General features: G+C 37.9%; 21 protein-coding genes, 16 tRNA genes and 2 rRNA genes (1 of these 39 running past the window's edge). 4 read left to right on the forward strand and 35 right to left on the reverse strand.

The features are described from left to right. Positions 1 to 11 precede the first annotated feature (11 nt). The 3 genes from PB01_RS15465 to PB01_RS15475 all read right to left on the reverse strand — a co-directional run bounded on the left by PB01_RS15465 (position 12) and on the right by PB01_RS15475 (position 4,548). Entirely contained in the window at positions 12 to 1,127 is a 1,116-nt protein-coding gene (locus PB01_RS15465; protein ID WP_151701029.1) for a GAF domain-containing sensor histidine kinase, read from the reverse strand. Positions 1,128 to 1,266: 139 nt separating this feature from the next. Further along, positions 1,267 to 2,988 carry a phospho-sugar mutase gene (locus PB01_RS15470; protein WP_151701030.1) on the reverse strand — a complete coding sequence of 574 codons (1,722 nt, stop codon included), beginning with the start codon at positions 2,986 to 2,988 and terminating at the stop codon, positions 1,267 to 1,269. Positions 2,989 to 3,006: 18 nt separating this feature from the next. Beyond that, positions 3,007 to 4,548 (reverse strand): carbon-nitrogen hydrolase family protein, encoded by a 1,542-nt coding sequence (locus PB01_RS15475; protein ID WP_151701031.1) that lies wholly within the window; start codon positions 4,546 to 4,548, stop codon positions 3,007 to 3,009. Positions 4,549 to 4,678: 130 nt separating this feature from the next. Here PB01_RS15475 and PB01_RS15480 point away from each other — a divergent pair, with 130 nt between their 5' ends. From PB01_RS15480 to PB01_RS15490, 3 genes are read left to right on the forward strand one after another with little or no spacing between them, the layout of a single operon-like run. After that, a complete protein-coding gene (locus PB01_RS15480; protein WP_151701032.1) occupies positions 4,679 to 5,104 on the forward strand; it encodes a disulfide oxidoreductase in 426 nt (141 codons plus the stop codon). 1 nt (position 5,105) lies between these two features. Then, positions 5,106 to 5,576 (forward strand): thioredoxin family protein, encoded by a 471-nt coding sequence (locus PB01_RS15485; RefSeq protein WP_151701033.1) that lies wholly within the window; start codon positions 5,106 to 5,108, stop codon positions 5,574 to 5,576. A 52-nt stretch (positions 5,577 to 5,628) separates the two neighbouring features. After that, positions 5,629 to 6,477 carry an RluA family pseudouridine synthase gene (locus tag PB01_RS15490; protein WP_151701034.1) on the forward strand — a complete coding sequence of 283 codons (849 nt, stop codon included), beginning with the start codon at positions 5,629 to 5,631 and terminating at the stop codon, positions 6,475 to 6,477. A gap of 158 nt (positions 6,478 to 6,635) precedes the next feature. On the opposite strand, the gene PB01_RS15495 is transcribed toward PB01_RS15490, so the two are convergent. The 11 genes from PB01_RS15495 to queG form a co-directional block, all read right to left on the reverse strand. Continuing rightward, positions 6,636 to 6,989, reverse strand: a complete 354-nt coding sequence (locus PB01_RS15495) for a hypothetical protein (protein ID WP_151702077.1) — start codon at positions 6,987 to 6,989, stop codon at positions 6,636 to 6,638. A gap of 89 nt (positions 6,990 to 7,078) precedes the next feature. Further along, the gene (locus PB01_RS15500; protein WP_225986060.1) at positions 7,079 to 7,414 is read right to left on the reverse strand and encodes a hypothetical protein; all 336 of its coding nucleotides are present in this window, start codon (positions 7,412 to 7,414) and stop codon (positions 7,079 to 7,081) included. Positions 7,415 to 7,870: 456 nt separating this feature from the next. Next, complete coding sequence (locus PB01_RS15505; protein WP_151701036.1) at positions 7,871 to 8,104, reverse strand: hypothetical protein; 234 nt, start codon at positions 8,102 to 8,104, stop codon at positions 7,871 to 7,873. A 398-nt stretch (positions 8,105 to 8,502) separates the two neighbouring features. Continuing rightward, positions 8,503 to 8,973 (reverse strand): NUDIX domain-containing protein, encoded by a 471-nt coding sequence (locus PB01_RS15515; RefSeq protein ID WP_151701038.1) that lies wholly within the window; start codon positions 8,971 to 8,973, stop codon positions 8,503 to 8,505. Positions 8,974 to 9,052: 79 nt separating this feature from the next. Continuing rightward, positions 9,053 to 9,367 carry a hypothetical protein gene (locus PB01_RS15520; protein ID WP_151701039.1) on the reverse strand — a complete coding sequence of 105 codons (315 nt, stop codon included), beginning with the start codon at positions 9,365 to 9,367 and terminating at the stop codon, positions 9,053 to 9,055. A gap of 68 nt (positions 9,368 to 9,435) precedes the next feature. After that, a complete protein-coding gene (locus tag PB01_RS15525; protein ID WP_151701040.1) occupies positions 9,436 to 9,963 on the reverse strand; it encodes a hypothetical protein in 528 nt (175 codons plus the stop codon). Positions 9,964 to 9,976: 13 nt separating this feature from the next. Further along, positions 9,977 to 10,252 (reverse strand): hypothetical protein, encoded by a 276-nt coding sequence (locus PB01_RS15530; protein ID WP_151701041.1) that lies wholly within the window; start codon positions 10,250 to 10,252, stop codon positions 9,977 to 9,979. A 423-nt stretch (positions 10,253 to 10,675) separates the two neighbouring features. Next, positions 10,676 to 11,464, reverse strand: coding sequence for an aldo/keto reductase (locus PB01_RS15535; protein ID WP_225986278.1), 789 nt, complete (start codon positions 11,462 to 11,464; stop codon positions 10,676 to 10,678). Positions 11,465 to 11,553: 89 nt separating this feature from the next. Further along, complete coding sequence (locus tag PB01_RS15540; RefSeq protein WP_151701043.1) at positions 11,554 to 11,736, reverse strand: hypothetical protein; 183 nt, start codon at positions 11,734 to 11,736, stop codon at positions 11,554 to 11,556. A 297-nt stretch (positions 11,737 to 12,033) separates the two neighbouring features. Next, positions 12,034 to 12,507, reverse strand: coding sequence for a tRNA (uridine(34)/cytosine(34)/5-carboxymethylaminomethyluridine(34)-2'-O)-methyltransferase TrmL (gene trmL, locus PB01_RS15545; protein WP_151701044.1), 474 nt, complete (start codon positions 12,505 to 12,507; stop codon positions 12,034 to 12,036). Positions 12,508 to 12,519: 12 nt separating this feature from the next. Next, the gene (gene queG, locus PB01_RS15550; protein WP_151701045.1) at positions 12,520 to 13,659 is read right to left on the reverse strand and encodes a tRNA epoxyqueuosine(34) reductase QueG; all 1,140 of its coding nucleotides are present in this window, start codon (positions 13,657 to 13,659) and stop codon (positions 12,520 to 12,522) included. A gap of 55 nt (positions 13,660 to 13,714) precedes the next feature. Here queG and PB01_RS15555 point away from each other — a divergent pair, with 55 nt between their 5' ends. Further along, positions 13,715 to 14,404, forward strand: coding sequence for a B3/B4 domain-containing protein (locus PB01_RS15555; RefSeq protein WP_151701046.1), 690 nt, complete (start codon positions 13,715 to 13,717; stop codon positions 14,402 to 14,404). A gap of 117 nt (positions 14,405 to 14,521) precedes the next feature. Here PB01_RS15555 and PB01_RS15560 read toward each other — a convergent pair whose 3' ends face one another. The 21 genes from PB01_RS15560 to PB01_RS15660 all read right to left on the reverse strand — a co-directional run. Then, positions 14,522 to 15,391, reverse strand: coding sequence for a hypothetical protein (locus PB01_RS15560; RefSeq protein ID WP_151701047.1), 870 nt, complete (start codon positions 15,389 to 15,391; stop codon positions 14,522 to 14,524). Continuing rightward, positions 15,378 to 15,890 (reverse strand): RNA polymerase sigma factor, encoded by a 513-nt coding sequence (locus PB01_RS15565; protein ID WP_151701048.1) that lies wholly within the window; start codon positions 15,888 to 15,890, stop codon positions 15,378 to 15,380. Before PB01_RS15565 ends, PB01_RS15560 begins: the two co-directional genes overlap by 14 nt. 127 nt (positions 15,891 to 16,017) lie before the next feature. Next, positions 16,018 to 17,454, reverse strand: a complete 1,437-nt coding sequence (proS, locus tag PB01_RS15570; RefSeq protein ID WP_151701049.1) for a proline--tRNA ligase — start codon at positions 17,452 to 17,454, stop codon at positions 16,018 to 16,020. Positions 17,455 to 19,074: 1,620 nt separating this feature from the next. Further along, positions 19,075 to 19,157: transfer RNA gene (locus tag PB01_RS15575), tRNA-Leu, on the reverse strand. Positions 19,158 to 19,192: 35 nt separating this feature from the next. Continuing rightward, positions 19,193 to 19,266 (reverse strand) — tRNA-Cys (locus tag PB01_RS15580). Between the two features lie 10 nt (positions 19,267 to 19,276). Beyond that, a tRNA-Gly gene (locus PB01_RS15585) sits at positions 19,277 to 19,351 on the reverse strand. A 6-nt stretch (positions 19,352 to 19,357) separates the two neighbouring features. Then, a tRNA-Gln gene (locus tag PB01_RS15590) sits at positions 19,358 to 19,429 on the reverse strand. Between the two features lies 1 nt (position 19,430). After that, positions 19,431 to 19,506 (reverse strand) — tRNA-His (locus PB01_RS15595). A 33-nt stretch (positions 19,507 to 19,539) separates the two neighbouring features. Further along, a tRNA-His gene (locus PB01_RS15600) sits at positions 19,540 to 19,615 on the reverse strand. 24 nt (positions 19,616 to 19,639) lie between these two features. Further along, positions 19,640 to 19,713: transfer RNA gene (locus PB01_RS15605), tRNA-Trp, on the reverse strand. 10 nt (positions 19,714 to 19,723) lie between these two features. Then, a tRNA-Tyr gene (locus PB01_RS15610) sits at positions 19,724 to 19,807 on the reverse strand. A gap of 9 nt (positions 19,808 to 19,816) precedes the next feature. Then, positions 19,817 to 19,892 (reverse strand) — tRNA-Thr (locus PB01_RS15615). Positions 19,893 to 19,899: 7 nt separating this feature from the next. After that, positions 19,900 to 19,975 (reverse strand) — tRNA-Phe (locus tag PB01_RS15620). A gap of 132 nt (positions 19,976 to 20,107) precedes the next feature. After that, positions 20,108 to 20,183: transfer RNA gene (locus PB01_RS15625), tRNA-Asp, on the reverse strand. 3 nt (positions 20,184 to 20,186) lie between these two features. After that, positions 20,187 to 20,261: transfer RNA gene (locus PB01_RS15630), tRNA-Met, on the reverse strand. Between the two features lie 40 nt (positions 20,262 to 20,301). Further along, a tRNA-Val gene (locus tag PB01_RS15635) sits at positions 20,302 to 20,377 on the reverse strand. A gap of 15 nt (positions 20,378 to 20,392) precedes the next feature. Further along, positions 20,393 to 20,467, reverse strand: a tRNA-Glu gene (locus tag PB01_RS15640). A gap of 27 nt (positions 20,468 to 20,494) precedes the next feature. Beyond that, positions 20,495 to 20,586: transfer RNA gene (locus PB01_RS15645), tRNA-Ser, on the reverse strand. Positions 20,587 to 20,591: 5 nt separating this feature from the next. Further along, positions 20,592 to 20,666, reverse strand: a tRNA-Asn gene (locus PB01_RS15650). A gap of 10 nt (positions 20,667 to 20,676) precedes the next feature. Further along, a 5S ribosomal RNA gene (rrf, locus tag PB01_RS15655) occupies positions 20,677 to 20,792 on the reverse strand. A gap of 123 nt (positions 20,793 to 20,915) precedes the next feature. Further along, a 23S ribosomal RNA gene (locus PB01_RS15660) occupies positions 20,916 to 22,720 on the reverse strand (it continues 1,123 nt past the right edge of the window).

Below are 22,720 nucleotides of genomic sequence, written 5' to 3' on the forward strand. Positions count from 1 at the left end.
CCCTCCCCCTCCTAATAAGGTAAACGTACTAAAATTTCCGTTCCTTTATTCCATTCCGTCACCCAATCAACTGTTCCACCAACGGAATATGCTCGGTCTCGCATGCTTTGTAAGCCGATAGAAGGCAAGTTTTTTGACTCATTCATATGAAATCCACAACCTTCGTCTTTAACGACTAACAATACATCTGTCAAGGTAACTGTTAAATACAACTCTGCCTTTAACACACCCGCGTGTTTTCGAATATTATTTAATGCTTCCTGTGCAATTCGAAATAACGTTTCTTCCATACTTCCAGGTAAATTAATAACACCTTTTACATTGATAGTAAGTGTTAATCCTAATATATCCCCGTAGCCTTTTATACCTTCCATTATTCCAGTCTCCAACCCTTTCGGACGAAGTTGCCAAATAAGAGCTCGCATTTCAGTTAAAGCATCTTGTGTGAGATTTTGTATTTCTTTAAATGTATCTTTAATTTCTTGTTGTTCTGTCATTTCCACTCCGCCACGTGCAGTTAACGTGACCGAAAATAATAATTGATTGACGGAATCATGCAAGTCACGTGCTAAACGATTTCTTTCTTGCACAAGCGCTACTTGCTGCTCCTGTTTCGTCAAGTATATTCGCTTAATAGCAGATCCAATTTGAAAGGCAACGGACTCAAGTAATGCAAGTTCGCCTTCTGAAAATCGAATTGTATTAGGTGTAGCAACATTCAAAAGACCAAAACTTTCTTGTCCAGATAGTAAAGGAACGGTTGCATGATGTGTGATGTCATTTGTGTCTTCATTGTTCTTCTTTCTTGCATTGACAATTCGTTTACATTCAATAATATTAGAGGCCTTCTTTAGTTCACCGTTTTGAAATCTGGAAACACACCAGCAACCACCTTTTTGCAAATGCATGCACTCATTCCGCTTTAGTGCATTTGGTAATTTGTCATGTGCAATAAGCTGTTGCTTTCCTTTTTTATCAATAAAGAAAATCCAACCAGTTTCAAAGAGAGTTCCTTCTAAAAGCTTTTGAAGTGCTCCTTGTAGCATTTGTTCCATATCTGTTTCTTCATTTAAAAACTCTGCAATTTCTTTCAGTAATCCTATGTTTGAGAGTTCATTTGATTGCATGTAAAACTCCTCCATGTACTTGTTGCCTATGTATTTCATCTTATCATTTATTGTTACATGACTGTCAAAACTAGGCATCATACTTTTGACTGAAAAAAATCCGGAAAAGCACAAGTAGTACTTTCCCGGATTTCATGATTTATTCTTTTAAGTACCGATTCATCTCATCAGTAAATGCATGTTTCAATACTTCTAGTTTTTCAATGCTTTCTATTTCGGACTCACTTGTCACTCCAAAATAATATTTAATCTTAGGCTCCGTTCCACTTGGTCTTACACATACCCATGAACCATCGGCTAGGAAGTATTTGATTACATTCGATTTTGGCAATAAAAGCGGCTCCGCTTCTCGACCGTCTGTAAACGTTCGCAATGAAGTTAAATAATCCTCTTGTGATTGCACAGCAGCCCCAGCAATTTCAGTTAACTGATTCATACGAATTTGTTCTAGTAAGCTATTAATCGCATTCGACCCACTTACCCCTTTTTTCGTTACAGATACTAGCCCTTCTAAATAATAGCCATGTCTTTCGTATAAGGTATGTAAGACATCTACTAGAGTCAAACCTTGCCCTTTATAGTAAGCGGCAGCCTCAACTATTGCTAGTACACTTTGTATGGCATCTTTATCCCTAGCAAAACTTTTGACTAAATAGCCATAACTTTCTTCGTAGCCAAATAAAAACTCAAATTCTTTCGTTTCCTCATATTGCTTAATTTTTTCACCAATAAATTTAAATCCTGTCAATACATCTTCTGTACTTGCACCGTGATACTCTGCAATCACTCTTCCTAAATCAGAGGTCACAATCGTTTTAAAAACACGACCTTTTGCAGGCATTGTGCCCTTTTCTTTTCTTTGTGTCAATAAATACTCGATTAAAATAGCACCTGTTTGATTGCCGGATAAAAGCTTATATCCTGCTTCTGATTTCACTGCTAGTCCTACGCGGTCTCCATCAGGATCTGCAGCAACTAGAATGTCAGCATCGGATTTTTCACCATATTGAATGGCATATTCAAAAGCACTCTGTTCTTCCGGATTTGGAGATTTCACGGTAGGAAATTCACCATTTGGCTCCATTTGCTCTGATACATAATGAATATGTCTATAGCCACACTCACTTAATATGCGGCTCACAGTATGACCAGATGCCCCGTGTAGTGGAGTAAATACTACTTTTAATTCGGTAGTTGCAGCAAGCGTCGGATTTTCTTGTACTGTTTTCAATTCTTTCATATAAGCTTTATCTATTTCTTCATCTAAAAATATAATAAGTTTTTCGTCAATAGCACTTTGTTTAATTTGGAGAGCATTCCCGGCTTTAATGACATAATGAATGACTGCATCTGCATCGCTCAAGTTTAACTGAGCTCCGTCTTCTCCATATACTTTGTATCCATTGTATTCGGGAGGATTATGGCTAGCCGTAATCACAATCCCCATGAATGCATGTAGTTTTCGGACCGAATAAGACAACTGAGGAGTCGTTCTAGGCTCGCAATACAAATAAGCTTTTATGCCATTTGAAGCGAGTGTATTAGCCGCTTCTCTTGCAAACTCTGGAGAAAATCTGCGACTATCATATGCAATGACTACTCCTCTATTCATCGCACCCGCTCCAGCTGCTTGTATATATCCAGCTAATCCGGAGGTAGCTTTACGAATCGTATATGTATTCATACGATTTGTTCCTGCTCCAATTTCCCCGCGCATTCCACCAGTTCCAAACTCCAAATTACGGTGAAATGCATCCTCTAATTGTTTCTCATCTTTTGCTAATAGCTGAAGATTCTCTTTCCAAATAGACTCTAATTCAGAAAAGCTATTCCATTGTTCGAATAACTGTTTAAATGACATTTATTGAAACCCCATTCCTTACTTTTTATAATCAATCTCATATACGTCATGGCGGCGATCTTTCAAATGCTTAACTGTCCCATCTTGACGTTGACGTCTTAAAATTTCTAAATCAACATCCCCGATTAACACCATCTCTAAATTAGGTTCTGTTTCTCCCACAATTCCATCCCGTGCAAATTCAAAGTCCGATGGTGCAAAAATAGCAGACTGTGCGTATTGAATATCCATATTCTCCGTTTGCGGCAAGTTTCCTACTGTACCAGAGATGACCGTATAAATTTGATTTTCAACTGCTCGAGCTTGTGCACAGTAACGAACACGTAAGTATCCTTGGCGATCTTCTGTACAAAATGGAGTGAAAATAATATTTGCACCCATATCCGTTGCAATCCGAGCAAGTTCTGGAAATTCTATATCATAACAAATTTGAATCGCAATTTTTCCGCAATCTGTATCAAATACTTTTACAGAATCCCCTGCACTAATTCCCCACCATTTACGTTCATTCGGTGTAATATGGATTTTATACTGCTTGTCAATAGAACCGTCACGGTGAAATAAATATGCAATATTATAGATTTCTTCATTTTCTTCTTCCACAAAGTGGGAACCAGCAATAATATTAATATTATAACGCACAGCTAAATCGGAAAATAACTCCATATATTGTGGTGTATATTCCGTTAGCTTACGCACGGCTTGACTTGGTGAAGGTTCATCTAAAAATGACATTAATTGCGTTGTAAAAATTTCGGGAAACACAACGAAATCGGATTGTGCATCTGAAGCTACGTCTACAAAGTACTCACATTGGTTTGCAAATTCTTCAAACGAATTAATTTTACGCATCATATACTGTACTGCACAAATCCGAACTGGATAGCTCGTTTTAAAATGACGCTTTGAAAGTGGAATATAATCAACATTATTCCATTCCATCAATGTAGCGTATTTAACGGATGCCTTATCGTCTGGCAAATAGTTTGGGTTGATACGCATCAATGTAAATCCGTTCATTAACTGAAATGTAAGTACTGGATCATATAATTTATGTCTTGATACAGCCGTCACATATTCTCTCGGTGACATTTCCTGTGAATGTTTATGAAAGTTTGGAATACGCCCGCCAATTATGATGGATTTTAAATTGAACTGTCTGGCAATATCTTTTCTTCCTTCATATAGACGTTGCCCTACCTTCATTCTACGATAATTCGGATGCACCATTACTTCGATGCCATATAAGTTATACCCGTCAGGATTATGGTTTGTAATATAGCCAGCATCCGTTACATCTGACCAAGAATGGCGGTCATCGTACTCATCAAAGTTAATAATCAAACTCGAACAAGAACCAATCACTTTGCCATCTAGTTCTGCAACTAATTGTCCTTCTGGAAAAATAGTTAAGTGACTACGTAAGTGCGCTACTTCCCATGGATCCATTCCAGGGAAACAAAGACGTTGGATTTCTAAAATGGATTCTATATCTGCAAAAGACGTTTGTCTTATAATCATACTTTTTTCAAATTGGGATAGATCAAATTCTTCGGACATTCCAATCGCTCCTCTATAGTTAAGTATCTTCTATTATATCTCTCTTTCCTAAACAGATAAAATATTTTACATACTTTTAAAGAACCCGTATACTTTTATTTGAGTTCAAAGTATTTTAAAGGAGCATCCTATGACAAAAAAAGTGGAAAATCTATTGTTATTTATGTGGTCTGTGGCTTTAACTGCTACTCTTGGTTCCTTATACTTTTCAGAAATACGACAGTATGAACCTTGTGAATTATGTTGGTATCAGCGTATTCTCATGTATCCCCTAGTCATAATCTTAGGTGTTGCATATGCACAAAAAAATGCTAAAGTTGCAGTTACAACTCTCATTTTTTCTATTATCGGAGGTTGTATATCCGCGTATCACTATAGCATTCAAAAAATTAGTTTTATGCAAGAATCCGCACCTGCTTGTGGTAGAGTACCTTGTACTAGTGACTACATAAATTATTTAGGATTTATTACGATCCCATTTTTAGCTCTTATAGCATTCATTTTAATCATTATTAGTAGTGTATTGGTTTTAAGAAGTATTAAGGAGGAAAAGTAGTATGAAAAGATTAGCTGCATTTGGTGGAATAATAGTAGTTGTTTTTATATTAATTATCGTACTAACGAACCAATCAAACAAAACAAAAATGGCGGACAACCCATATGATAAAACTAATTTAAGACAATCTACTATTGATTTACTAAAAGACCCAAACTATCAAAATATTATTATGCCCGATAAGCTAAAAGAAAAAATTAACACTGGCGAACCAGTTACAGTCTACTTTTTTAGTCCAGAATGCAGCCACTGTAAGGAAATGACTCCTAGATTAATTCCTCTTGCAAAGAAAAATGGGGTTAAAATTGTAAAATATAATATACTTGAATATGACCAAGGCTGGGATGATTATTCCATAGAAGCTACACCGACACTGGTTTATTTTAAAGATGGAAAAGAAGTAGCTAGATTGTTAGGTTCTCACCCAGATGATGAAATTCAAGCTTTTTTTGATCAAGTAGTGTTAAAATAATTAAAACGGTCGTGTCAAAATGACATGGCCTTTTTTAAAGGGAGAGAAAAAAATGATACATACATTTAGTTATACAGTACAAGAGGATGCACTAACAATTGATATAATTCTTCAACAAAAATGGAAGCTTGGTAAAAAACTTATCCATGATTTACGTATGCAAAAAGCAGTCAGTGATGTAAATGGAGAACTAATGCAATGGAAAGCGCCGCTTCAAAAAGGGGATATACTAGTTTTTACATGGGAGGGCGATGCTTCAAATTATCTTTCTTCCGATCAAATACCTCTTTATGTTGCGTATGAAGATGAGTATTTACTAATTGCATCGAAGCCTCGTGGTGCTGCAACACATCCAAATGAAGCAGGTCAAAACCACACATTCATGAATACGGTTCATCATTACTTATCTAGTAAGGGACAAGCTTATGGAGAGCATGTACATCGAATAGACGAAGGGACAAAAGGTCTAATCGTTGTTGCGAAAAATCCTATCGTCAAAGGGATGCTAGATCGTATGTTGGAAAATAAAGAAATCGTCCGCACGTATGAAGCGATTGTCGAAGGCCAAGTAAAAAATAACAACGGCACCATCCGAGCTGCCATAGGTGTGGATCGACACCATGCAACAAGAAAAAGAGTATCTCCATCAGGTCAAGTTGCAATTACCCACTATGAAGTTGTAGGAAGAAATCCTGATTTTACAAAAGTACATGCAATTCTAGAAACAGGACGTACCCATCAGATTCGTGTACATTTTGCCCATCTAGGTCATCCAATTGTAGGAGACGATTTATACGGAGCGAAAAAGTCACCAACCAAAACTTATGAACTTCACGCATTCAAAGTACAGTTTGCACATCCGATTACGGGAGAGTTGATTGTTGTCGAGGATAGAAGATAGGAAATAAGGAAAAGTATCGGTAGTCAATTACCGATACTTTTTATTTTGTGTATTTGGTGTTATAAGGAATAGATCATTAGATTAATGAGCAACCCCACTAACCAACCACCATTTGTATTATTGACAGTAAAATCTACTGTTCGCATCATAATAGTTTTTTATTCGGCTAGGATATAGCCAATTACTTCATTCGTATCGGAATCAACAAGTATTACAGGAGGACCCATTACAAATTTCCCTTTATCTTCAAAAGAAACTGCAAATACTTCTTTGCCATCATAATTTTCATCTAAGAATGCATAGTTATTTCGAGCAATAATCTTCTCTACTTCCGCCGTTTTCCAGTCTTCTATTGCTCTTTCAGTCCAATCTTTTTCTACAAGGAAGTTCCAAGCAGTCTCTCTAATATTTTCATAACTATCTGTACCATTAGCATTCCCAACTTCTTGATTGGTCGTACAACCAACAATAAAAAATATGGATAGTACTATTGCAAAAAATAATAATTTCATCTTCAATACTTTCCCTCCTTTTCTTATTGATTGTTCATTATTTGCTTAGGTTTCATTAAGGAATGTCATCTTTTATTGAAGATAAGGAATTATTCTTCTTGAAGATCAAGGTTTTCATAAAATTTATCAACAATTGGAAGTATATCTGGTTCTGTATAATAGTAATTTCCCTTTACTTGTGTAAGTCCAAATTGGAAAGTTTGTTCATCATCTTGGAAAAGAGTAATTGAATAACTCCACCCCTCTCGTTGTTCTTGACTTTCTTCTGGAGTGAAGTTTATATCTTTTATTTCTCTTAAAAGCTTCTGTATGATTACTTTATCTTTAATTATTTTTTTATATCCTGTAATTCCATCTACTATGACTATTTTCGTTACATCATCAAGGTCTTTTTCATAAAATTCAGGGAGTGTTTTTGTTTTCAAGGTACAACCAGCTAAAGTGAACATTATTAAAAAATTACACTGATTATTTTTTCACATATTTCCCCCATTATAATCTAAAGCAGTCGACCTTTAAGTGCATCTGATCTCTACTATTTCCCTAGTGCTTTGGACGAAACATCAGCTACTATTACCGTAGCTCTGCTAAATTATCCGGCTACTTTTTTTCACTCTCTAAAAAGTCATCGAATTTTTGATAATAGGTAAATATTTTAAATTTTTTGTTATTCTGCGTAATTACTAATGGATTTTGAATAATTGGATCTGACAGATTCTCCAATTATTCTGTCTCTCTTGAACAAATAAAAAGGAGAACCGAAAAGCTCATCAAAATTAGAAAGAAGTACAATTTTTCTTGCTAGTTGCTATCCTCCATTGCAATCATTATCAAATTGCTCCGTTCTTTGAAAAAAAAACTAGTATTCCCTATTTATTGCATTAAATTGATTTTTTCTTTCGTTTAAATATGTTAAAAGGTATTGAATAGATTAAATAAATGAGTACGCCTGTTACTAGAATTGCTATCACTCTATTTAGCGCGTTCGGTTTTCCTAGCGTCATTTCAAGTAATTGATCATAAGTAGGTATACCTAGCCATATAAATATTCCATTCCCGGTAAAAACACCAACTACAAGACCTAAAATGAAAATTAAACTGTTTTTCTTCTTCAATAGTTCCATCCCCTTTCCCCATTGTCCTTTTATTTTAGAACTATCAGATTTCCAGGAGTCTTCTTTCTTAATTTATAGAGTAAAAAAAATCCAACTAACACCATTACTATTCCAAAATGTAAATACCATCCATCATAAGCAATGTAAATAATAAGCTCCCAATAGTTTTTAGGACCAGAATTTTCACCCCAAGTAGTATATGGAAAATCAATTACATAAGGAATTAATCCAATCAAAACGGCCACTACGCCGAATATTACTAATAAAACACCAAATAGTTTTTTTATAAAATTACCTCCCAATAAATTTCCATGAATACTGATATATTCTATAGGGATGTGTGATATTCCTTTTTTTCAAAATGCTGTACTATTCCATGTAACTTGAAGTTGTAAAATCTAATTTCTGTTTGAATCATCCATTTCTGCGTTTAATGTACTCTCCCACCAAACATCTTTATTTCCTTCTAAATAGTTTTTTATTAGAGTCCTAAATGGGTATGGCTGCAAGTTTTTAGAATCCAATTCATCTCCATTACACCAGAAAAACTTCAGATGAGATTCGGTAGATTTTGGGTTATTACTTGTATTTAATTGGTCGCTTTTAATTTCAAAAACTTGGTTTATTTCGCAGTTTAATATACCCTGTTTCTCCCACTTGTGTTCTACTAGACCAAGAAAACTTACCTCTTCACATTCAATACCCAGTTCTTCTTCAATCTCTCTCATCAGTGCATCTTTTGCACTTTCACCAAATTCAATATGTCCACCAGGTAAAAAGGTATTTGTATGTCCTATTGCTTGTGCAAGTAAGACTTTATTATTTTGTAGAAAGACCCCTCTTGCTAAATGATGAAACTGGTTCGGCATGGATTTCTCTCCTATCAACAGGATTCAATTCATTCCCCTTTTCTACTTATTCTGCATATCAATTAAAAAGGATCTTGGATTAACCTCGTTCATATTTTTTCCATTTTTTATAATTGTTCGCTAGTTGTAAAAAGGTAAGAATCAATGTAACCATTAATAAGATTAGATTCCACATAATATTTAGTTCTCCATAAAGATATATAACAATAAGTCCTACAAGAATTATAGGAAAAGTCCATAGTGTTCGAATTGTCTTTCTTCTATAACTTAACCTTATATAAGGAAATACAAATCCCTTATCCAACTTTTCTTTGTCTTTGTAAGTAACCAATAATACAACTTTAACAATCAAGCTAATAACCATAGAAACGATGAAATAAAGCAATATTGTCATAATTCTCTACCACTCTTTCTCCATGTTGGAAGGCTTATAAGCAATAAATGAAAAACTCAGTAAAATGCTTATATTTCTTCTTCACTTAAAATTAAAGTCGCAAATGCAAAATTGCTCTTGTAAATTTTTGACCTTATTAAAATACAATGAGCTAATTGATGGTCAATTGCATAATCGGCATATACTTTTGCATTGTGTGATGGTTCAAAAGTGAAAGTAGTCATACCTTGTTCCATTACTTTTACTAAAGTTGGAGTCATTTCATATTCAGAAATAATATTTCCTTTTCCATCTAATAGGTAATCATAGACTTCGTAGTTCTTCGTACTAAAATTTTGAGCCTGTATTTGAATTTGTTCACCATAAATAACGTTTGGCAGTTCAACAAATAGCTTACCAATCATGAAATATTGAATTTTCTCCTCAATTTGAGCTTCATCCTCGTTAAATCGGTCGCCATAATAAATTGGTGTTAATTGTACAGAACCATTTGAAAATTGAATGGTTGGTTCCTCAGTACCTTTTTGGCATGCACCTAACAAGAACAAACTAATGATGATACACAAAAAAATCCGATTTTTTTTTTCCATTTTCATAAATGATTTCCCCCTATTTTATTGAAATTGAAAGAATGATATAAACCACTCCTACTCCCATCTCCGTTAGAATAACCTTCCGACTTTGTTTATGAAAGTAACTTTCGATTCCATCCATAATAGAGAAGACACCTGCTATTACAAAGACATATTTCAGAAAGTACATATTTAAATCATTGAATAATGTCATTATCAAAAAGATAGACATCGCAATAAGCATTAACACTCTTAGAATTACAATAGGCTTTGCGCTCTTTTTTCTCGTAACTTTCTCAAAAAACAATCCCATAAATTCACCTCATTTGAACTGTGATTTATTAATTAATAAACTGGAGAAGCCAAACAGTTCACTTTAATACGTTTGTATTTGATGGAAAGTTTCATATTTGGTAAATATTTCTGAATACTAGAAACATAAAAAACACTATAGCTTTGCATTCTCTGAATTGGAGAAAGCATGGCCATAGTGTTTCTACTTAAAATTTATGCTTTATTAGATGTAATTTCTGAATTTAAAACATTTAATTGATTGTAGTGAAAGGCGTCACCCCCACGGAAATTAATAGTATAGGTTAACAGAGCTAAAATTTAAAACTAAAGTTATCTGGGTGTGCTCCTGCGCAAGCTCGTCGCATAAAAAGCATGTGCTCCTGCGCAAGCTCGTCGCGTGAAAGAGGATTGCATTACTTATATAATATCTCCTCCTACCAATTTAAAATTTAAAGCTAAAGTTATCAGGGTCTGCTCCAGTACGTTCATTTAAGTTTAGTGCATCAATATTTTTCATATCTTCAAACGATAATTCAAAATCGAAAACATCTAGATTTTCAGCAATTCTAGCAGGTGTCACTGATTTTGGAATAACGACTAAGTCATGTTGCAAGTGCCAACGAATGATTGTTTGTGCTGGGGATTTACCGTATTTTCCACTAATTCGTTGTAATGTCGGTTCGTTAAGTAAACCGCCTCTTGCAAGTGGTGACCATGAAGTAACTGCAATTCCTTGTTCTTGGCAATATTCTCGAAGGTCAAATTGTGTTAAACGAGGATGACATTCGATTTGATTGACCATTGGTTTAACATTTGCTTTTGCAGCAATTGCTTCTAAATGGTGTTGATGATGATTAGATACACCAGTAGCACGGATTAGCTTCTCTTCATATAAACGTTCAATTGCACGATACGTATCTATGAAAGTCTCTTTCACTGGCCAATGCGTTATATATAAATCTATGTAATCAAGTCCTAATAATTCCAATGACTTTTCGAATGCTTTTAATGTTTGATCGTACCCTTGATCGGAGTTCCATACTTTTGTGGTAATGAAAATATCTTCTCTATTTATTTTAGAGTTACGTACTGCTTCTCCGACTTCTTTCTCATTTGCATAAAGGGAAGCAGTATCAATATGACGATATCCACTATCTAAAGCCGCTGAAATTGCTTGTAGCGCAATATCTGGCTCCGTCATTTTATACACTCCTAAACCTATACGTGGCATTTCTACTCCATTTGCTAATTGCTTTGTTGAATTCTTATGTAATTTCAATGTATTCATCCTTTCTTTTGAGGAAAACGACTGATGAAGTATCAGTCGTTTTTTCTCTGTTTCATTGAAGATGTATCATCGGTTTGTGCTGGATCTGATACACGATTATCTTGTTCTAATTCATTATCGTCTCTCAGCTTTTCCATTTGCTTTCCCAGTAGCTTTACCTCTTCCATATTTGTTGCCATCGAACCGTTTTCTGGACCATTTTTCAAATTGCTCATTTAAAAAATCACTCCTTTTCATTATGGTATTAGAATATTCCATAGGTTGCAACTTTCAATAGAAACAATTCAGACATAATTTCACTTTCCCGTAATATTTCTTTTTAATACTAAGTAGGGTATACTTAGTTCATAATATATTAGAGGAGGAACTCAATATGAATCTTATCCTTATTCTTGGTGTTATTGTAGCGTTCCTTGCTGCAATTTTCAAAGCAGGTTACGATGACAAACCAGGTGCATCTGACAAGTAATAATACTAAGAACGGACAAGTCTAATTAGACCTGTCCGTTTTTTTAATGTAAATTTGGATAATCCTGCTGACGTAAAGCTTCATAAATAAGTATTGCTGCTGTATTTGATAAATTCAACGATCGAATATTATCGTTCATCGGAATTCTTAAAGCCCGGTCTGGATGTGCGTCAATAAATTCACGAGGCAACCCTTTTGTCTCACGTCCAAAAATAAAGAAGTGATCTTTTTCCACGTCACTAAAATCGTAAGTTGTATGCGGTTTTGCACCAAACTTCGTAATTAAATAATATTCCTTTTCCGGATGTTTCTCAAAAAATTCATCTAATCCATCATAATAGGTAATGTCTACATGCTCCCAATAATCGAGTCCTGCTCGTTTTAACATTTTGTCATCTGTTGAAAATCCAAGCGGTCGAATTAAATGTAACTTCGCCCCTGTTCCTGCACATGTTCTTGCAATATTCCCTGTATTTGCCGGAATCTCTGGTTGATATAACACGATATTAATACTCAAATTCTCCACTTCCTATTTCTCCAATATATAAAACTGTAACCCTTTTCTAATTTCATCTAATACTTCTTCTACTTCTTCTGTTTGTTCCGCTTTTTTTAGTGCCGTTAGTCCATCGTCTGTATTAATTTTACCAATTGCCCATGCAGCTGTTCCTCGAATAACGGGACGAGTATCTTTTTCCATTAATTCGATTAACGTAGGTACCGCCGAAGCTTCCTTAAAGTGTGCAAGCGCGATAATCGCATTACGTTGAATCGGATTCTTCCCTCTCCAAGCTCCGGACATATGCCCAAATGTTTCTTTAAACGATCGATTTGTCATACTTAATAATGGTAACAGTAATGGCTTTACAAGCTCTTGGTCTGGCTTAAATGCTTCTTGATGTAAATTAGCTTTCCCTTTATTTTTCGGACAAATCGTTTGGCAAGTATCGCATCCATAAATTCTATTCCCTATTTTAGCTCGAAACTCATCTGAAACCATTGTTTTCGTTTGAGTAATAAATGCAATACAACGCTGGGCATTCAGTTGTCCACCTTCGATTAAAGCTCCAGTTGGACATATATCTAAACAAAGCCTACAGTCTCCACATTGATCCTCCATTTGCTCACTTGGCGCAAAAGGAATCGAAGTAATCATTTCACCTAAATACACATACGACCCAAACTCTGGTGTAATAATCGCACAGTTTTTAGCACTCCACCCTATGCCTGCTCGCTCCGCCACAGCCCGATCAGAAAGTTCCCCAGTATCAACCATGGAGCGCAACCTTGCATCAGGCTTATGTGTTAGTATAAATAACTCTAAAAGTGCAAGTTTCTCACGTAAAACGGTATGATAATCCATCCCCCATGATGCTCTTGCAAATATTCCCCTCCTAGCACCCTTTATACTCGACGGAGCATCTTTCATTTTCGATGGATAGGCAATGGCAATTGCTATAATACTTTCCGCTTCTGAAAGCAAAAGCTCCGGATGCGTTCTTTTCTCTATGTTCGGTTCTTCGAAACCCGAAGCAAATCCTAGCTCCTGTTGCCTAATTAATCTATTTTTTAATTCATGAAAGGGAGAAGCAGAAGTAAACCCAATTTTATCAATTCCAATGGAAGCAGCATATTCAATTAGATGTTCTTGAAATTGGTTTATATTCACAAAAGTTCTCCTCTCTTATGCTAAACTTAAGAAAATACGTGTAAGGACGGTCGTTATGATAATAAAACTAGATAATTCTTTATTGCAAGTCGAACCTACTCTTAAAATAGGCATTATTCATTATACCAAAATTGTCGTTACCTCTTCTCCCCAAATGCTTAAAGGACGTCTCCAATTATTTCAGGAGCAACTTTTCTTTGAAATGGAAGAAAAGTCCGTAACAGAATTTGAGGGAATTAAAGAATGGCGAACGTTATGGAAGAAACTAGGTGCAGATCCTAACCGATACCGTCCTTCTGTTGAAGCATTATATCGACGAATTGCAAAACAAAATTATATCACACCTTTGCATTCTGCTGTTGATTTAAATAATTTCTTCTCCATGCGATATGAAATACCAATGGGAATTTATGATTTAGGAAAGATTCATGGGGATGTATCCATTTCTCTTGGCAATGAAGAAACTATATATGAAGGACTAAATGGCAGAGAAAATAATATAAAAAATATACTTGCGCTTTCAGATACAACTGGACCATTTGGCAGCCCGTTTGTTGACTCGGTAAAGACTGCTGTCACGGAAGAAACTACAAATGCTGTCCAGATTGTCTTCCTACGTCCTTCTATTAATTTAGAAGATGGCCGTAAACTAGTTGAATCTATGGGTACTATGTTTACCCAAATTCATGGTGGAGATGCAAGCTCTATTGTGTTACACAATGATTATAACGAATGGAGGATATAACTACAGAAAGAGTAGCTAGAATTATTACCGCAATTCCTATAAGTGCTCTATTGATAGTCGTCAAGAGTTTATAAATTAAAACATCCTTACCTTCAGTAGGAAAGGATGTTTTTTATTCTAATTGTTGAAAAGCCCTGTTTGCTCTCCGTCAATTATGAGCTTCCAAGATCCGTGATCCTTTAACGTGATGTCACCTTTATATAAGTAAATTTCCTGTGAGTTCCTATAACCCAAACTTTCTCTTTGAAAAATGGTCTCTTCCATAAGATTCCCTTTATTATCAATTAGTTGAACGTCAATTTCCTCTTTTTCACCAATTGTGCTTTCTATATATAACTCAAATATTTCACCAACGGGAAGCTCCCTTGGAGAATCAAGTAAAGTATAATGCTCTGTTTTAGGAAACGGTGGGTACACATCAATAGTAAATGCATCAAATAAAACATCTTCCACATAAAAGGATAACTGCCATTCTCCCTCGGTTGGAAATGGAGGGAAGTTAGCTAATGCGTGGGCGTCCTCAATATATAAACCATCCGAAAGAATCCCTCGTGACAACTCAACTTTCTTCCCTTTTTTATTCTCAGCTTCGACCAAGTATTTCTTTCCAACGAGAACATTTGGATCCCCCCAGTAGTACAACATCAGCTTAGATCCTCTTCGCATATCTTCTGCAACAAATTGCTCCTTAAAAACAAGAATCCCTATCTTTCCTTCTACCCCAACTACCTCTTGATCTCTATCTGGTAATGTAAAAACTGTTCCTGGATGCGCACTTAATTTGTTAGTAGCCTCATTTGTAAAAAAAAGAAAAAATAGGACGGAGCACATTCCGATTACAGTAAAGAACGGTGCTAAGAAAAAAGTTTTCTTAGGGGAATTTTGCTGTGATCTTAATGAATGCAAAACTTTAGCTTTTTGGTCGATTTCTAGAGAATATTTAGGAAGCTTTTTTAACTCTTCTTGCAGTTTATTAAAATCTTCCATATTCATCCCCCTCCTGTTCGAGCATTGTTTTCAACTTTTTTAAGGAACGGTGATACAGTACATTTATGTTATTCTCATTACTTTTCATAATGCTACTGACTTCCTTGGATGGCATTTCCAAAATCCCTCTTAAAATAATTACTTCTTTTTGATTTGCTGGTAGCCTATTAATTGCTTTATATAAATTGGCATTTTCTTGATTTAGAAGAATTCGCTGCTCTGTATCAAACGAGATATTTTGTTCGTGGAAAAATAAATGCCTCATTTTATTCCATACGCGGTTTCTACGATAATGGTCTATTACCATATTTCTTGCGATGGATATTAACCAAGTTTTTGGATGTGCATTCTCGTTGAATCTTGACATTTTGTTCAATGCACGAAGAAAGGTTTCTTGTACTAAATCTTCTACGTCCAATGATCCTGTATAGTACACTAGAAAACTTGTAATATCTCTTTCGAATAAATCAAACCATTCTTCTATCAAATTCCTCTCCAAGGGATCCCCCCTTTCTTTACTAATTAGACGGTTGTATTCCTTTTATCTTACATGAAATTTTGAATAAATAAAAAATCAACCATTTAATAAGCAATGGTTGATTTTTAGAGATGTTTCTATTATTTAATTAATACGCACGACCGAACCAAACTGTATGTTTTGATTCTTTTCCACAGTTTATACATGTAGACTTTTCAACTGGTGGATTGAAAGGAATATTACGTGTCGTGAATTTTGTTTCCTCTTTCACTTGTTCTTCACAAGCGTCGTCTCCACACCATCCTGCAAGAATCCAACCTGGAATTTCTCCCTTTTCAGTCGAGTCTGCAAGATGTTGTTTTAATTGGTCTAATGAATCCACATTTGTATGTGAATTTTGATCACGGAATGCGCGAGCTTTTTCTAATAAACGGGTTTGCATTGTTGTTAGTTCTTCTTCAATACGCTCCACTAAATTAGGAATATCTACAGATACCTTGTCACCTTCATCACGTGCTTTAAGTAGTGCTTGGTTGTTTTCTAAATCACGAGGTCCTAATTCAACACGGACGGGAACACCTTTTAGCTCCCACTCATTAAATTTATAACCTGGTGATTGATCTGAATCATCGAGACGTACACGAATACCTTTTGCTTTTAAATCAGCATATAGCTCATCAAGTTTCTCCATAATAGCTGGGTTCTTCTTCCAAGGTCCCACTGGAATTAAAACAACTTGCGTTGGTGCAACACGTGGTGGTAATACAAGACCTTGCTCATCACCATGCACCATAATAACAGAACCGATTAATCGTGTAGAAGTTCCCCATGATGTTGTATGAACATGTTGATGTTTGTTTTCTTTATTCAAGTATTTAATATCAAATGCTTCTGCAAATTTCGTTCCCAAGTAATGAGAAGTCCCAGCTTGAACAGCTTTTCCATCCTTCATCATTGCTTCAATCGAATACGTATCCACAGCCCCTGCAAAACGTTCAGATGGTGTCTTTTGTCCATCGTATACCGGAATAGCCAAAAGCTCTTCTACAACCTCTTTATAGATGTTAAGCATTTGCATTGTTTCTTTACGTGCATCCTCTTCATCTACATGAGCAGTATGCCCCTCTTGCCATAAAAATTCAGATGTACGAATGAAAGGAAGCGTCTTCTTTTCCCAACGGAACACGTTTGCCCATTGGTTAATTAATACTGGTAGATCACGATAGCTTTTAATCCAATCTGAATACAAATGACCAATCATCGTTTCAGAAGTTGGACGTAATGCTAAGCGCTCTTCTAGTTTCTCACCAGCTGCTTCTGTTACCCATGGTAGCTCCGGAGCGAAACCTTCAATATGATCCTTTTCTTTTTGGAAAAATGACTCTGGTATAAGCATTGGGAAATAAGCATTGCGATGTCCGGTTTCTTTAAAGCGTCTGTTCATTTCGGCTTGAATATGCTCCCAAATTTCAAAGCCATCCGGTTTAAACGCGATACACCCACGAACAGGTGTATAATCCATTAAATCTGCCTTCTGAATAGTGTCGATATACCATTTTGTAAAATCATTTTGTTGTGTAGACATCTACTTTTCCTCCTTTAAAATAAAAAAAGCGTAAAAACTCCCTTATAAAAAGGGCGTCTTTACACTGGATAGACACGGTACCACCTTTAATTAGTTCATCAATTTTAACGAACTATCTCAAACGTTGGTTAACGACAACGAATCGGTTATGTTTGCATAACATCTCCGTGGTAGGTTTCAACAAGAAGCGGTGATATAGCTCTCAGCAAGTTGCTATATTTTCTGTCTCACAATTCTTATTTACTTGATCACATCAACGATTGTATATACCTAATAATATACCAAATAGTCGAAGTTAATACAAACTGATTTATTTAACCTTATTTTTTCCTCAGCTAAATTAAATTTTGAACGTCAAACAAAAGATTTTTTTATAAAAAAGTATAGTAATAGTTCCTTCTATACTAATAATTTTCTACTACGACGCAATATAGATATAATGCGTCGTAGATATCGCTAGGATTTTCGCTGCAGGGCGGACGCTTTCCGCCGGGTGAGCGATGAGCCATCGCCGACGCTACGCGTTCGCCTGCGATTGCTCATCTGTCTCACTCATCCGGCTGGAGTCGCCGCCCTTTCGCTACAATCAACGTAGCTTGTTGACTATTCTGTGTGTGCCGTCGTGTAAAAGCTCATAAAGGGACTCGTTACCATAGGATAGGTGCTTTCTATCATAAGAAGATGCCACTTTTTACTAATCGAAAGCTAGGAGCCTTGAATCGCAAGATCTAACACCGAAATCGCTAAGTAAAGTATCCTAATCGAAAGATCCCACGCTTTAATCGCAAGATAACTACCGTTATGTGCAATTTATGTAGTGTACACTTTATAAGTGTCATTCCATGCCAAGTAAAAGCTATATTAAGAGACAGTGGTCACATTCAAAGCATGTTTTTAACTTATTCACTTATCGGTTTTTATTTTAAAGAATAATAACTACATTATTTGGATTTAGCTCGGCGGTATGAGACTCCTGCGAGAATAGCGTTAGCCGAAGACCCCACAGCGAAGCGAGGAGGCTGAGGCAACGCCCGCGGAAAGCGAATACCAGAGCGCTAAATCCCGGTAGTTACTATTTAGATTACATGTTGCGCACTATATAAATACTGGATATTAAAGGAAAATATCCAGATGGATTGAAGAAAGTGAAATTATTTATAGCCGTAATAGAGCCAGTAGTAATTATACCCGATGATATCGTATAATCAAACTCGCCATGACTTTAATGAGCGAACATAGTCAAATCACCAATTAATGCTGATAAGGTTATTTCAGTAGTTACATTAGTTCCGTTTGCAGCATAAAAATCAAATAAATTTGCCACAGAACCTGAATCTACAACATTAAGAAAAGTGAAACTATTGGATCTTAAAAATACTCTTGTGACTGTTCTGTATCTATAAGTGCTTATGTTATTGACACGTAATGTCGCATTTACTATAGAATTGTTTTTAGATAATATATAGACTTGTGTAAAAAATGTGTAAATAAACTCCAAATTCATCGTAAAAATCAAGTAATAAAAATTTAGTTAAAATAAAAAAACTCTTATAAATGCTGATATAACAGCATTCATAAGAGTTTTTTAAAATTCCATCTTCAATTGAATTTCGTGCAATATACCGGTGGTCGGGGTCGAACCGACACATCCAGAGGATACGGGATTTTGAGTCCCGCGCGTCTGCCAATTCCGCCACACCGGCAAAATTAATGAGTCACTTGTTACTAATATAAAAATTGGAGGCGGCAACCGGATTTGAACCGGTGGTAAAGGTGTTGCAGACCTGTGCCTTACCACTTGGCTATGCCGCCATTTAAAAGTTGGAGCGGAAGACGAGGTTCGAACTCGCGACCCCCACCTTGGCAAGGTGGTGTTCTACCACTGAACTACTTCCGCAAAAAACTGGGGAACCTGGATTCGAACCAGGGCATGACGGAATCAAAATCCGTTGCCTTACCGCTTGGCTATACCCCAATGGGGCGACTGATGGGAATTGAACCCACGAATGCCGGAATCACAATCCGGTGCGTTAACCACTTCGCCACAACCGCCATAAATAAAAAAAAGCTAACAAATTAGGAATATGGGGCGACTGATGGGAATTGAACCCACGAATGCCGGAATCACAATCCGGTGCGTTAACCACTTCGCCACAACCGCCATTATTCAAGTTAACTGTAAAATTGGCAGGGGCAGTAGGAATCGAACCCACATCAAAGGTTTTGGAGACCTCTATTCTACCGTTAAACTATGCCCCTAAAATAAAAATGGTGGAGGGGGGCGGATTCGAACCGCCGAACCCTAAGGAACGGATTTACAGTCCGTCGTGTTTAGCCACTTCACTACCCCTCCACATTTCAGTGGTGCCGAAGAAAGGACTTGAACCCTCAACCTACTGATTACAAGTCAGTTGCTCTACCAGTTGAGCTACTTCGGCTAATTAATGGTGGCTCAGGACGGAATCGAACCGCCGACACAAGGATTTTCAGTCCTTTGCTCTACCGACTGAGCTACTGAGCCTACTTCGATTTGTGCTAAGCATCGAATCTCTTTGTCAGCTTCATTCGTTCATTCAGTTACGTACTTTAGTACGCTCCTTCGTTCACTCAATCGCTTCCTCGACCTTCTCGCTTATCTCAAATCTCTAAAAAATGGCGGTCCCGACCGGGATCGAACCGGCGATCTCCTGCGTGACAGGCAGGCATGTTAACCGCTACACCACGGGACCATTTGGTTGCGGGGACAGGATTTGAACCTGCGACCTTCGGGTTATGAGCCCGACGAGCTACCACTGCTCCACCCCGCGACAATATTATAATTACTAATTTAAATATTTTGAAACTTAATGGTGGAGGATGACGGGCTCGAACCGCCGACCCTCTGCTTGTAAGGCAGATGCTCTCCCAGCTGAGCTAATCCTCCTGGGTAAAATATTAATGGTGACCCCTACGGGATTCGAACCCGTGTTACCGCCGTGAAAGGGCGGTGTCTTAACCGCTTGACCAAGGGGCCATTTTATGTATTAAGAGAGTAAATATCTGGCGGAGAGCAAGGGATTTGAACCCTTGAGACAGGGTTAGCCGCCTACACGATTTCCAATCGTGCTCCTTCGGCCACTCGGACAGCTCTCCAAAAATGGCTCCGAAGGTAGGACTCGAACCTACGACCAATCGATTAACAGTCGATTGCTCTACCACTGAGCTACTTCGGAATATTATTAAGCCTAGCGACGTCCTACTCTCACAGGGGGAAACCCCCAACTACCATCGGCGATGAAGAGCTTAACTTCCGTGTTCGGTATGGGAACGGGTGTGACCTCTTCTCCATCATCACTAGACCTATTAACTTGAAAGACAAGATTAATTATACCATAACTAGAGAATATTTCAATAGTTTTTTAAAAATCTTTTTTATATTCTTTCAAAACTGGATAAAAGACATTGAAATGTGCAAATTCTATTTGGTTAAGTCCTCGATCGATTAGTATTCGTCAGCTGCACATGTCGCCACGCTTCCACCCCGAACCTATCTACCTCATCGTCTTTGAGGGATCTTACTTACTTGCGTAATGGGAAATCTCATCTTGAGGGGGGCTTCGTGCTTAGATGCTTTCAGCACTTATCCCGTCCACACATAGCTACCCAGCGATGCTCTTGGCAGAACAACTGGTACACCAGCGGTGTGTCCATCCCGGTCCTCTCGTACTAAGGACAGCTCCTCTCAAATTTCCTACGCCCACGACGGATAGGGACCGAACTGTCTCACGACGTTCTGAACCCAGCTCGCGTACCGCTTTAATGGGCGAACAGCCCAACCCTTGGGACCGACTACAGCCCCAGGATGCGATGAGCCGACATCGAGGTGCCAAACCTCCCCGTCGATGTGGACTCTTGGGGGAGATAAGCCTGTTATCCCCGGGGTAGCTTTTATCCGTTGAGCGATGGCCCTTCCATGCGGAACCACCGGATCACTAAGCCCGTCTTTCGACCCTGCTCGACTTGTAGGTCTCGCAGTCAAGCTCCCTTCTGCCTTTACACTCTTCGAATGATTTCCAACCATTCTGAGGGAACCTTTGGGCGCCTCCGTTACACTTTAGGAGGCGACCGCCCCAGTCAAACTACCCGCCTGACACTGTCTCCTACCCGGGTTACGGGTATGGGTTAGAATTTCAATACAACCAGGGCAGTATCCCACCGACGCCTCCTCCGAAGCTGGCGCTCCGGGCTCTAAGGCTCCTGCCTATCCTGTACAAGTTGCACCAAAATTCAATATCAAGCTATAGTAAAGCTCCACGGGGTCTTTCCGTCCTGTCGCGGGTAACCTGCATCTTCACAGGTACTATAATTTCACCGAGTCTCTCGTTGAGACAGTGCCCAGATCGTTACGCCTTTCGTGCGGGTCGGAACTTACCCGACAAGGAATTTCGCTACCTTAGGACCGTTATAGTTACGGCCGCCGTTTACTGGGGCTTCAATTCGCACCTTCGCTTGCGCTAAGCACTCCTCTTAACCTTCCAGCACCGGGCAGGCGTCAGCCCCTATACTTCACCTTACGGTTTTGCAGAGACCTGTGTTTTTGCTAAACAGTCGCCTGGGCCTATTCACTGCGGCTCTTCTAGGCTATACACCCAAAAGAGCACCCCTTCTCCCGAAGTTACGGGGTCATTTTGCCGAGTTCCTTAACGAGAGTTCTCTCGCTCACCTTAGGATTCTCTCCTCGACTACCTGTGTCGGTTTGCGGTACGGGCACCTATCACCTCGCTAGAGGCTTTTCTTGGCAGTGTGAAATCAGGAACTTCGGACTAAGTCCTCGCCATCACAGCTCAATGTTACAGAGTGCGGATTTGCCTACACTCACACCTCACTGCTTGGACATGCATAACCAACAGCATGCTTACCCTATCCTTCTGCGTCCCCCCATTGCTCAAACGGTGGTTTGGTGGTACAGGAATATCAACCTGTTGTCCATCGTCTACGCCTATCGGCCTCGACTTAGGTCCCGACTAACCCTGAGCGGACGAGCCTTCCTCAGGAAACCTTAGTCATACGGTGGATGGGATTCTCACCCATCTTTCGCTACTCATACCGGCATTCTCACTTCTAAGCGCTCCACCAGTCCTTCCGGTCTGACTTCAACGCCCTTAGAACGCTCTCCTACCACTGATACCATAGGTATCAATCCACAGCTTCGGTGATTTGTTTAGCCCCGATACATTTTCGGCGCAGCGTCACTCGACCAGTGAGCTATTACGCACTCTTTAAATGA

Origin of the sequence: Psychrobacillus glaciei (assembly GCF_008973485.1) — a bacterium.
In the GTDB taxonomy this organism is placed as follows: Bacteria; Bacillota; Bacilli; order Bacillales_A; family Planococcaceae; genus Psychrobacillus; species Psychrobacillus glaciei.